Origin of the sequence: Streptomyces longispororuber, from assembly GCF_014656095.1 — a bacterium.
GTDB classification, from domain to species: domain Bacteria; phylum Actinomycetota; class Actinomycetes; order Streptomycetales; family Streptomycetaceae; genus Streptomyces; species Streptomyces longispororuber.
Genome location: NZ_BNBT01000215.1, coordinates 1 through 10,404 on the forward strand (window position 1 = coordinate 1; position 10,404 = coordinate 10,404).

The window sequence follows — 10,404 nt, forward strand, 5'->3', positions numbered from 1 at the left end:
GGTGCAGGGGTCGGGCCCCGCACGGCCACGGGCCCCGCGCGGCCACGGGCCGCGGGAACAGCTCGCGCCCGGCGACGCCCCCGCCCTCGCCGCCGCCCGCCGAGCACCCGGCGGGCGGCCGTGAGGGCCGCGGACATCGCCAGGGCCGTCGCGTAGGTGCGGACGGGTGCGCGCACGGGTACCTCGCGCCTTTCGCCCGGCGTGCGTCCCCTCCTGTCCGGCGCCGGGCTCGGCGGACCGCAAGCGGAGGGGCGCCGCCGTGCGTGGCGCCCTGCCGCTCACGGGTCCCGGCGCCGCACCCCCACGATCGTCACCGCGCCGGCCACGGCGGCCCACATCGCGTACACCGTCCACGCGCCGCCCGTCGACCACGGGTGGGCGGTGGTGAAGGTGGCGGGCTGGGTGAGCCGCAGCCACGCCTCGTAGGGCAGCGCGTGGTCGACGAGCGCCGACCAGTGGCGGTCGGGGCTGAAGACCGCGGGCAGCAGGACGAGGGTGACGACGGTGAGCACCATCGCCGTGCCGAGGTGGTGCAGCAGCGTGCCGAGCGCCATGCCGGTGAGTGCCGCCACCGGCATGAGCAGCGCGGACGCCACGAGGAGGCGGGTCGCTCCCGGGTGGTCGAAGGGCAGCCCGACGCCCCGCCGGGACAGGATCGCCTGGGTGACGGCGTAGGAGCCCACCGCGATCAGCGTGCCGACGGCCGTGGTGACCGCCGTGACCACGGCGGCCTTGGCGGCCATGACCGAGCCGCGCGCGGGCACGGCGGTGAACGTCGTGCGCATCAGCCCCGAGCCGTACTCGCCGGCCACGGCGGCGGCCCCCAGGGCACCGGCCGCGAGCACGAGCAGCGTGGCGGCGTTGGCGGTGAAGGCCTCCGACAGCGCGATGCCGTCACGGACGAAGTCGGCCCGGCCGCGCGCGTCGTGGTATCTCCAGTAGCGGTAGGTGTCGTACGCGGTACCGGTGTTGAAGCCGACGACGGTGAGGACGGTGATCGCGTACGCCCACGGCGTGGACCGCAGCGACCACAGCTTCAGCCACTCGGCGGCGAGCAGGTCACGGAAGCGCGGGCGGGGCTCGGCGGGCCCGTCGGCCGGGCGGGCGGCGGTGGCGCCCGGCGTGCCCGGCGCCTGCGGCGCGTGCGGGACGGCGGTCATCGGGCTTCCCCCGCGCGGTGCTCGACGCTGTCGGCGGTGAGTTCCATGAAGGCGTCCTCCAACGAGGCGGTGCGGGTGGCGAGTTGGTGCAGCGGCAGGCCGTGGTGGCAGGCGAGGTCCCCGATGCGGGCGGCGTCGAGGCCGGTGACGGCGAGCCGGGCGCCGTCGCGCCGGACCGTCGCGCCCTCGGCGGTCAGGACGTCGGCGAGGGCGGCCGCCGAGGGCGTGGTCACGGTGACGCCCGCGCCGGTGCCCCGGGCGGCGAAGGCGGTGAGGCTCTCCGCCGCGATCAGCCGCCCGCGCCCGATGACGACCAGCTCGTCGGCGGTGTTCTCCATCTCCGACATCAGATGGCTGGAGACGAACACGGTGCGCCCCTCGTCCGCCAGGCGCCGGAACAGGCCGCGCACCCACAACACGCCTTCCGGGTCGAGCCCGTTGAGCGGTTCGTCGAAGAGCAGCACGGGCGGGTCGCCGAGCAGCGCGGCGGCGATGCCGAGGCGCTGCTTCATGCCGAGGGAGAAGCCGCCGACGCGGCGCCGGGCCGCGGCGGCGAGCCCCACCTCGGCGAGGACCTCCGTGACGCGGCGGGGCGGGACGCGGTTGGAGCGGGCGAGCACGGACAGGTGGGCGGCGGCGGTGCGCCCGCCGTGCACGTCCCCCGCGTCGAGCAGCGCGCCGACGTGGCGCAGGCCGCGCGGTCGGTCGCGGAAGGGGCGGCCGTTGACGGTGACGGTGCCGCCGGTGGGGTCGTTGAGGCCGAGGATCAGGCGCAGGGTGGTGGACTTGCCCGCGCCGTTCGGGCCGAGGAAGCCGGTCACGCGGCCGGGCCGCACGGTGAAGGTCAGCGCGTCGACGGCCGTGGTGCCGCCGTACCGCTTCGTCAGGGCGTTGACGTCGATCATGCCGTCCACGGTGCCGGGGGCGGGGCGCCCCGGGCATCCGACCGGTGCCGACAATCGCGGGGCTTGGTGTCGACCAGGGGTGTACACCCCTGGTCCGATGCCCGTCGCCGATCACCCCGCTACGCTTCCGGGCATGTCCGCGACACCGGCTCCGTCCCTGCTCAAGCGCCTTTCCCCGGCCGCCTGGATGGCGCTCGCCTGGTGCGCGGGGTCGGCGCTCAGCCTGTTGTTCCGGTTCCGGCTGCCGGGCGAGTCGCAGCCCTCGGTGTGGCCGAGCGTGCTGCTGTTCCGGTGGGACGGCCTGCTGACGCTCGCCGCCGCCACGGCCGTGACGCTGGTGGGCTGCGTCCGCCTGGAGCGGCGGCCGCTGCCCGCCCTCGCGCTGCTGCTCGCCGGGTCCGCCCTGGGCTCGACGCCGCTGAGCGTGGCCGAGATCCCGCTGCTGCAGTTCCTCGCGGTCGACGTCGCCCTGTACTGCGTCGCGGCGTCGCGGCCGCGGCGGACCGCGGCCGCGGCGCTCGCGATGGCGCTGGCCACACCGGCCGCGTACCTGACGGTGCGGCTCCTGAGCGGCTGGCCCGTCGGCACCTCCGCCGAGCTGACCGTCGCGCTCACCGCCGTCATCGCCTGGCTGCTGGGCCGGGCCACGCACGAGTCCCGGGCGCACGCCGCGCAACTGCGCGCCCAGGCGGCCGCGCAGGCGGTCACCGCCGAGCGGCTGCGGATCGCCCGCGAGCTGCACGACATGGTCGCGCACACCATCGGCATCGTCGCCCTCCAGGCCGGGGCCGCGCGCCGCGTCATCGACACCCGGCCCGAGCTGGCGCGCGACGCGCTCGGCGCGGTGGAGACGGCGAGCCGCGAGACCCTGTCGGGCCTGCGCCGGATGCTCGGCGCGCTCCGCGGGTCCGCGCCGGGCGAGGTCTCCGCGACGGCGCCGCTCGGCCCGAGCCCCGGCCTCGCGGACGTCAACCGGCTCGCCGCGCGGACGACGGCCGCCGGGGTCCGGGTCCACGTGCGCTGGCTCGGGGCGCCCCGGCCGCTGCCGCCGGAGGTGGACGTGTCGGCGTACCGGATCATCCAGGAGGCGGTGACCAACGTGGTGCGGCACGCGGGCACCGACTCCTGCCAGGTCACGGTGGAGCGGCGCGGCAAGGAGCTGCGCATCGAGGTCCTCGACGAGGGGCGGCCCGGCCGCACGGGCGGGAGCCGGGGCAGCGGGTACGGGCTGCTCGGCATGCGGGAGCGGGTGAGCCTGCTGCACGGCGAGTTCTCCGCCCGGCCCTGCCCGGGCGGCGGCTTCCGCGTCGCGGCCCGCCTGCCCGTCCCGGAGGCGGTCCGATGACGCCGACGCCGCCGGGCCCGGCGGCGACCCCCGAAGGCGGCCCGGCACCGGTCCGGGTGCTGCTCGCGGACGACCAGCCGCTGGTGCGGACGGCCCTGACCATGGTGATCGCTCAGACCGGGGACCTGGAGGTCGTCGGCGAGGCCGGGGACGGCGCCGAGGCGGTGCGGCTGGCGCGGGAGCTGGCCCCGGACGTCGTGGTGATGGACATCCGCATGCCCGGCATGGACGGCATCGAGGCGACGCGCCGGGTCACCGCCGACGGCGGCGCGGCCCGCGTGGTGGTCCTGACGACGTTCGACGACGACGACTACGTGTACGGGGCGCTGCGCGCCGGGGCGTCGGGGTTCCTGGTGAAGGACATGGCGCTCGACGACATCCTGGGCGCGGTGCGGGTCGTCGCGGCCGGGGACGGGCTGATCGCGCCGAGCGTCACCGGCCGCCTGATCAAGGAGTTCGCGGGCCGCCCGCGCCCGGCCGCGCCCCCGCGCGAGGTCACCGGCGTCACCGAGCGGGAGCGCGAGGTCCTCGCGCTGGTCGGCGCGGGCCTGACCAACGCCGAGATCGCCGAGCGGCTGACGATCAGCGTCGCCACCGCGAAGACGTACGTGACGCGGCTGCTCGCCAAGCTGGGGGCGCGCGACCGCGTCCAGCTCGTGATCATCGCGTACGAGACGGGGCTGGTGACGCCCTAGCTCCGGGCGCGGCGGGTCGGCGGCGACTGGGGGGCCGGGGTGGCGCGGTGCCCGGCGGTGGCCACGGGGCGGTGCGGCGCCCGGCGGCCGCCATGGGGCGGTGCCCGAGGGGTCCGGGGGCGCGCCCGGCGTCACAATGGGGGGCGTGGAGTGGTTCACGGCGGACGGGTACTGGTGCAGCCGCCTGGTCTTCCAGCGCGGGCTCGCCGCGCTCTACCTCGTCGCCTTCCTCGGCGCGGCCCTCCAGTTCCGCCCGCTCATCGGTGAGCGCGGCATGCTGCCGGTGCCCCGGTACGTGGCGCGGGTGCCGTTCCGCGCGGCGCCGAGCCTGTTCCACTGGCGCTACTCCGACCGGCTCTTCGCCGGGTGCGCCTGGGCGGGCTGCGCGGTGTCGGCGGCGCTGCTCGCGGGCGTGGACGGATGGCTGCCGCTGGGGGCGGCGATGGCCCTGTGGCTGGTGCCGTGGCTGCTGTACCAGTCCGTCGTGAACGTCGGCCAGACCTGGTACTCCTTCGGCTGGGAGTCGCTGCTCCTGGAGGTCGGCTTCCTCGCGGTGTTCCTGGCGGGCGACGACGTCGCGCCGCCCGTCCTGGTGCTGTTCCTGCTGCGCTGGGTGCTGTTCCGCGTCGAGTTCGGGGCGGGCCTGATCAAGATGCGCGGCGACGCCTGCTGGCGCTCGCTCACCTGCCTGTACTACCACCACGAGACCCAGCCGATGCCGGGGCCGCTGAGCTGGTACTTCCACCGGCTGCCGCGCCCGCTGCACCGCGTGGAGACGGCCGCCAACCACGTCACCCAACTGGCCGTGCCGTTCCTGCTGTTCACCCCGCAGCCCGTCGCCACCGGCGCGGCCTGCCTGATGGCCGTCACCCAGCTCTGGCTGGTCCTGTCCGGCAACTTCGCCTGGCTGAACTGGCTGACGATCCTGCTCGCGCTCTCGGCCGTCGACTTCCGGCTGCTGCTCGGCGACGCGGCGGACCCGCCGTCGCCGCTCGCCGCTCCCCCGGTGTGGTACGAGGTCCTGGTCGTCGCCGTGACGGTGCTGGTGCTGGCGCTGAGCTACCGGCCGGTGCGCAACATGCTGTCGCGGCGGCAGGTCATGAACACCTCCTTCGACGCGCTGCACCTGGTCAACACCTACGGCGCGTTCGGCAGCGTGAGCCGGGTCCGGCAGGAGGTGGTGATCGAGGGCACGGCCGACCCGGTGCCCCGGCAGGACTCCGTGTGGCGGGAGTACGGGTTCAAGGGCAAGCCCGGCGACCCGCGTCGCCGGCCGCGCCAGTACGCCCCGTACCACCTGCGGCTCGACTGGCTGATGTGGTTCGCGGGCCTCTCCCCCGCCTACGCCCGCGCGTGGTTCGGCCCGCTGGTGGAGCGGCTCCTCGAAGGCGACCGGGACACGCTCCGGCTGCTGCGCCACTGCCCGTTCCCCGACGAGCCCCCGGCGTACGTGCGGGCCCGCCTGTACCGCTACCGCTTCACGACGTGGCGCGAGCGGCGCGAGACGGGCGCGTACTGGGAGCGGACGTACGTACGGGAGTTCCTGCCGCCGACGCGGCTGGACACGGCAGGGCGGCGGGGGTCGTAGGCACGGGGAGGCGGGGACCGCAGGGGGGTCCCGCGGAGCCCCGCGCGGGCCCTACTCGACGTCGGCGTCGACGTCGTCGAAGACGTCGAGCATCCGCGTCAGCACGTGGAGGCACGCCGTGACGTCGGCCTCGGTGAGGTCGCCGCGCACCTGGCGCATGAGGGCGTGTTCGCGGGCGGTGGCGGCGGTGATCGCCTCCTGGCCCGCCGGGGTGAGCCGGATCAGGGAGGACCGCCGGTGGGCGGGGTTCGGCGTGATCGCGACCAGGTCGCGCACGGCCGCGTCGTTGACCATGCGCTGGACGAACTGACGGCTCAGCGACTGGGCGCGCCCCATCTGCGGGACCGTCATGGGCCCGTGCCGGTGCAACAGGTCGAGGACCGCGCGCACGCCGACGGACAGGCCCTCGATCGGCTCGGCCCGCTCCACCGCGCGCTGCACGCGCCGGTACAGGGGGCCCACCAGGTCGAAGACCTCGGTGAGGCGGCGGGCGAGGTCGTCGGGGGCGAGTGGCCGGTCGGGGTCGCGCGGGTCGTCGTGCACCACCGCATCATGACACCTCGGTTGCCGTCGCGTGGGCAACGTGACACCTCGGTTGCCATGATGGCACCCCTCATGACACCTTGGTTGTCATGACCGACGCCTCTGATGTGTACGCGTTCCCCAGCACCGACGGCTCCCTCGTCTACCGCGACACCGGCCCCGGCCCCGGCTCTCCGCTGGTCCTGCTGCACGGCGGCTTCCTCGACCACCGCATGTGGGACGACCAGGTGGCCTCCTTCGCCCGGGACCACCGGGTGATCGCGCCGGACACGCGCGGCCACGGCGGGTCCGCCAACGCGAGCGTGCCGTTCCGCCAGACCGACGACCTGGCCGCGCTCCTGCGCCACCTGGACGTCGGCCCGGCGGTGCTCGTCGGGTTGTCGATGGGCGCGGGCATCGCGGTGGACACCGCCCTGGAACACCCCGAGCTCGTCAGCGCGCTGGTGGTCGTCGGGGCGGGCACCAGCGAGCCCACGTTCGAGGACCCGTGGGCCCTGGCCGTCCAGGCCGAGTGGGCCCGCGCGGCCGCCGCCGGGGACGCCGCCGCGTACGTCGACGCGACGATGCTGTACGCGGCGGGCCCGCACCGGTCGCTCGACGAGGTCGACCAGGACGTCGTACGCCGGCTGCGGGAGATGACGGAGCGCACGGTCGCCAAGCACACCGGCGCCGAACCGCAGCTCCTCGTGCCCGTGACCGACACCTGGGCGCGGGCGGCGCAGTTGCGCCTGCCCCTCCTTGCCGTCACCGGCGACCTGGACGGGCCCGACAACATCGCCATGGCCGAGCGCCTCGCCCGCTCCGTGCCCGGGTCCCGTACGGCGACGGTGAAGGGCACGGCCCACTACCCGAACATGGAGCGGCCGGAGGCCTTCGACGCCCTGCTGCGGGAGTTCGTCGCGTCGGTCCGCTGAGCCCCACGGGGGTGGGCCCAGCGGACCGGGACCGGGTGCGCGCTCGGCGTCAGGCCCTGCGCACCCGCAGCGTGACCAGCTCGAACGGGCGCAGTGCCACCGTGACGCGGCCGCCGTCCCGTGCGGGCGCCGGGGCGTCGTCCAGCGGCCGCTCCAGCAGGTCGGTCACCACCACGTCGGCAATTTCGAAGCCGAGGCGCAGGGTGGTGCGGGCGCGGCCGCCACGGGCCTCGTGGAAGCGGACGACGACGTCGCCGCTGCCGTCGTCGGCGAGCTTGACGGCCGTGACGACCACGGCGTCGTCGTCGACCGCGACCAGCGGGGCGACCTCCGTCGCACCGCCCGTGACCCGCCGCTCCGGCAGGTTGATCCGGTAGCCCTCGCGCACCGCGTCGACGATGTCGGCGCCGGGCACCAGCGCGTGCCGGAAGCGGTGGAGGCCCTGGTCGGTCTCGGGGTCGGGGAAGCGCGGGGCGCGCAGCAGCGAGACCCGCACGGTCGTGGTGGTCCCGGAGTCGGCGTCCCGTACCGTGCGCGTCACGTCGTGGCCGTACGTGGAGTCGTTGACCAGGGCGACGCCCCAGCCGGGCTCCTCGACGTGCACGAAGCGGTGGTTGCACGCCTCGAACTTGGCGGCCTCCCAGCTCGTGTTGGTGTGGGTGGGCCGGTAGAAGTGGCCGAACTGCGTCTCGGACGCGTACCGCTCCGCGTGCACGTCCAGCGGGAAGGCCAGCTTGAGGAACTTCTCCGTCTCGTGCCAGTCGACCTCGGTGTCGATGTCGAGGCGGCGCTGCCCGGGGGCGAGGGTGAGGACCTGCGTCATCCGCGAGGCGCCGAACCGCCGCACGACCCGCACGGACGCGTCGCCCTCCGCCGTGACCTCCTCGGCCTCGGACAGGTCGGTGACGGTGTGGCGGTAGAACGCGTCGACGTCCCAGGCGTCCCACATGTTCGGGAAGTCGGCGTGCAACTGGGGCAGGTTCGCCGCCCGGCCCGGCGCGACCGCCTCCCGGCCGGAGACGAGGTCGTACGCGGAGACGACCAGGCCGCGCGCGTCGACCTCCACCCGCAGCAGGCCGTTGTCGAGGACGTGGCCGCCGTCCGCGCGGGCGGTGACCGTCGTCCGCCCGTCGGCCGCGGGGGCCTGGGCGCCGCCCGCGGGGACGCCGGCGCGGGCGTGCGGCGCCCCGTTGAAGACCAGCTCCCGGGTGCCGTCCCCGGCCAGGGCCTTCTGGGCGGCGCGGATGACGGCGTTCAGGTCCTCCGCCACGGCGGCGTACGTCGCGCGGGCCTCGCGGTGCACCCACGCGATCGACGAGCCGGGCAGGATGTCGTGGAACTGGTGCAGCAGGACCGTCTTCCAGATGCGGTCCAACTCCCCGTACGGGTACGGGAACCCGGCCCGCACGGCGGCCGTCGCCGCCCACAGCTCGGCCTCCCGCAGCAGGTGCTCGCTGCGGCGGTTGCCCTGCTTGGTGCCGGCCTGGCTGGTCAGCGTGGCGCGGTGCAGCTCCAGGTACAGCTCGCCGACCCACACCGGCGCGTTCGGGTACTCGGCCTCGGCCTTCTCGAAGAACTCCGCGGGCCGCTCCCAGCGCACGGCCGGGGAGCCCTCCAGGTCCCGCAGCCGCGCGGCCTTCGCGATCATCTCGCGGGTGGTGCCGCCGCCCCCGTCGCCCCAGCCGACGGGGGCGAGCGAGTGCCGGGCCACGCCCTTGTCCTTGAAGTTCCGCGCGGCGTGCGCGATCTCGCTGCCCTTCACGGCGCAGTTGTACGTGTCGACGGGCGGGAAGTGGGTGAAGATGCGGGTCCCGTCGATGCCCTCCCACCGGAAGGTGTGGTGCGGGAACTTGTTGGTCTGCGACCACGAGATCTTCTGCGTCAGCAGCCACTTGGACCCGGCGGCCTTGATGATCTGCGGGAGCCCCGCGGCGAAGCCGAAGGTGTCGGGCAGCCAGGCCTCGTCGTTCTCGACGCCGAACTCCTCCAGGAAGAAGCGCTTGCCGTGCACGAACTGCCGGGCCATCGCCTCCGAGCCGGGCATGTTGGTGTCCGACTCCACCCACATGCCGCCCGCCGGGACGAAGCGGCCGTCGGCGACGGCCTTCTTCACCTTCGCCCACACCTCGGGCCGGTGCTCCTTGATCCACGCCCACTGCTGCGCCTGCGACATGGCGAAGACGAAGTCCGGGTCGTCGTCGAGCAGGGCGGTCATGTTGGAGGTGGTCCGGGCGACCTTCCGTACGGTCTCGCGCAGCGGCCACAGCCACGCCGAGTCGATGTGGGCGTGGCCGACGGCGCTGATGCGGTGCGCCGAGTCGTGCGCGGGCGCGGCGAGGACGCCTTCGAGCGCGGCGCGGGCGGCGGCCGCCGTGCCGTTGACGTCCTGGAGGTCCACCGCGTCCAGGGCGCGGTCGACCGCGCGCAGGATCTCGTGGCGGCGGCCGGAGTCCTCCGGCAGCTCCTGCGTCAGCTCGCCGAGGACCTCCAGGTCCATCACGAGCTGCCACACCGTCTCGTCGAAGACGGCGAGGTCCATGCGCTCCAGGCGGTACTGCGGCTCGCTGCCCGCGGTGTCCTTGTCACCGAGCTGCGTGGGCAGGAAGGGGTGGTAGTCGAGGATGACGGGGTTGGAGGCGGCCTCGACGCGCAGGTCGACGCGCTCGCCGCCCTCGGCGGGGGCGGCGATCCGCACCCACTGGTTGCGCGGGTTGAGGCCCTTCACCGGGGTGCCGTCGGGGCGGTAGACGAGGCCCTCGCACTGGAAGCCGGGCATGTTCTCGTCGAAGCCGAGGTCCAGGACGGCCTCCACGGTGCGGCCCGCCCAGGCGGCGGGGACCGTGCCCGTCACGTGGAACCAGCTCGTGCCCCAGGGGGCGCCCCAGCGGGCGCCGACCGCGATGGGCTCAGGGGTGGCGGCGAGGCCTTCGGCCACGGGGACCGGTTCGCCGGGGGCGGTCCAGACGGCTACGTCCAGGGGGACGGACTCGGGGTACACGGCCGGGCGGATGCGTTCGTCCAGGACGCGCTTGAGGCGGCCTTCGATGAGGGTGCGGTCGTCGTGCATGCGGTGTCCTTCGGGTTCGCGGGGGTGGTGGCTGAGGCGGTGGCCCCGCCGGGGGCTCCCCAAGCCCGCCCCTTTCCCGAAACCAGGGGCTGCCGCCCCTGGACCCCGCCTTTTCGGCGCTCCGCGCCTCGTCCTCAAACGCCGGACGGGCTAGGGGATAGCCCGTCCGGCGTTTGAGGACGAGCGC

General features: G+C 75.2%; 8 protein-coding genes. 4 read left to right on the top strand and 4 right to left on the bottom strand.

Features of this window, described 5'->3' with window-relative positions; translation table 11 throughout:
- Positions 1–278: 278 nt before the first annotated feature.
- Positions 279–1,160, bottom strand: coding sequence for an ABC transporter permease (locus IE330_RS35850; protein WP_229926165.1), 882 nt, complete (start codon positions 1,158–1,160; stop codon positions 279–281).
- The gene (locus tag IE330_RS35855; RefSeq protein WP_190140366.1) at positions 1,157–2,065 is read right to left on the bottom strand and encodes an ABC transporter ATP-binding protein; all 909 of its coding nucleotides are present in this window, start codon (positions 2,063–2,065) and stop codon (positions 1,157–1,159) included. The genes IE330_RS35850 and IE330_RS35855 overlap by 4 nt, the downstream gene beginning before the upstream one ends.
- 133 nt (positions 2,066–2,198) lie before the next feature.
- On the opposite strand from IE330_RS35855, the gene IE330_RS35860 reads away from it, so the two are divergent.
- The 3 genes from IE330_RS35860 (at position 2,199) to IE330_RS35870 (ending at position 5,693) form a co-directional block, all read left to right on the top strand.
- Entirely contained in the window at positions 2,199–3,410 is a 1,212-nt protein-coding gene (locus IE330_RS35860) for a sensor histidine kinase (RefSeq protein ID WP_190140367.1), read from the top strand.
- Positions 3,407–4,105 (top strand): response regulator, encoded by a 699-nt coding sequence (locus IE330_RS35865; protein ID WP_190140368.1) that lies wholly within the window; start codon positions 3,407–3,409, stop codon positions 4,103–4,105. The genes IE330_RS35860 and IE330_RS35865 overlap by 4 nt, the downstream gene beginning before the upstream one ends.
- A gap of 145 nt (positions 4,106–4,250) precedes the next feature.
- Positions 4,251–5,693 carry a lipase maturation factor family protein gene (locus tag IE330_RS35870; protein WP_190140369.1) on the top strand — a complete coding sequence of 481 codons (1,443 nt, stop codon included), beginning with the start codon at positions 4,251–4,253 and terminating at the stop codon, positions 5,691–5,693.
- A gap of 51 nt (positions 5,694–5,744) precedes the next feature.
- Here IE330_RS35870 and IE330_RS35875 read toward each other — a convergent pair whose 3' ends face one another.
- Positions 5,745–6,236 carry a MarR family winged helix-turn-helix transcriptional regulator gene (locus tag IE330_RS35875; protein WP_190140370.1) on the bottom strand — a complete coding sequence of 164 codons (492 nt, stop codon included), beginning with the start codon at positions 6,234–6,236 and terminating at the stop codon, positions 5,745–5,747.
- Between the two features lie 89 nt (positions 6,237–6,325).
- Between IE330_RS35875 and IE330_RS35880 the strand changes: the two genes are divergently transcribed.
- Complete coding sequence (locus IE330_RS35880) at positions 6,326–7,150, top strand: alpha/beta fold hydrolase (protein ID WP_190140371.1); 825 nt, start codon at positions 6,326–6,328, stop codon at positions 7,148–7,150.
- 49 nt (positions 7,151–7,199) lie between these two features.
- Here IE330_RS35880 and IE330_RS35885 read toward each other — a convergent pair whose 3' ends face one another.
- Positions 7,200–10,217: an alpha-mannosidase gene (locus IE330_RS35885; protein WP_190140372.1), complete on the bottom strand. Its 3,018-nt coding sequence runs from the start codon at positions 10,215–10,217 to the stop codon at positions 7,200–7,202.
- Positions 10,218–10,404 lie beyond the last annotated feature (187 nt).

Coding starts and splice junctions, on each gene's coding strand:
- IE330_RS35850 (WP_229926165.1), bottom strand. CDS start 1,160: ATGACCGCCGTCCCGCACGCGCCGCAGGCGCCGGGCACGCCGGGCGCC.
- IE330_RS35855 (WP_190140366.1), bottom strand. CDS start 2,065: ATGATCGACGTCAACGCCCTGACGAAGCGGTACGGCGGCACCACGGCC.
- IE330_RS35860 (WP_190140367.1), top strand. CDS start 2,199: ATGTCCGCGACACCGGCTCCGTCCCTGCTCAAGCGCCTTTCCCCGGCC.
- IE330_RS35865 (WP_190140368.1), top strand. CDS start 3,407: ATGACGCCGACGCCGCCGGGCCCGGCGGCGACCCCCGAAGGCGGCCCG.
- IE330_RS35880 (WP_190140371.1), top strand. CDS start 6,326: ATGACCGACGCCTCTGATGTGTACGCGTTCCCCAGCACCGACGGCTCC.
- IE330_RS35885 (WP_190140372.1), bottom strand. CDS start 10,217: ATGCACGACGACCGCACCCTCATCGAAGGCCGCCTCAAGCGCGTCCTG.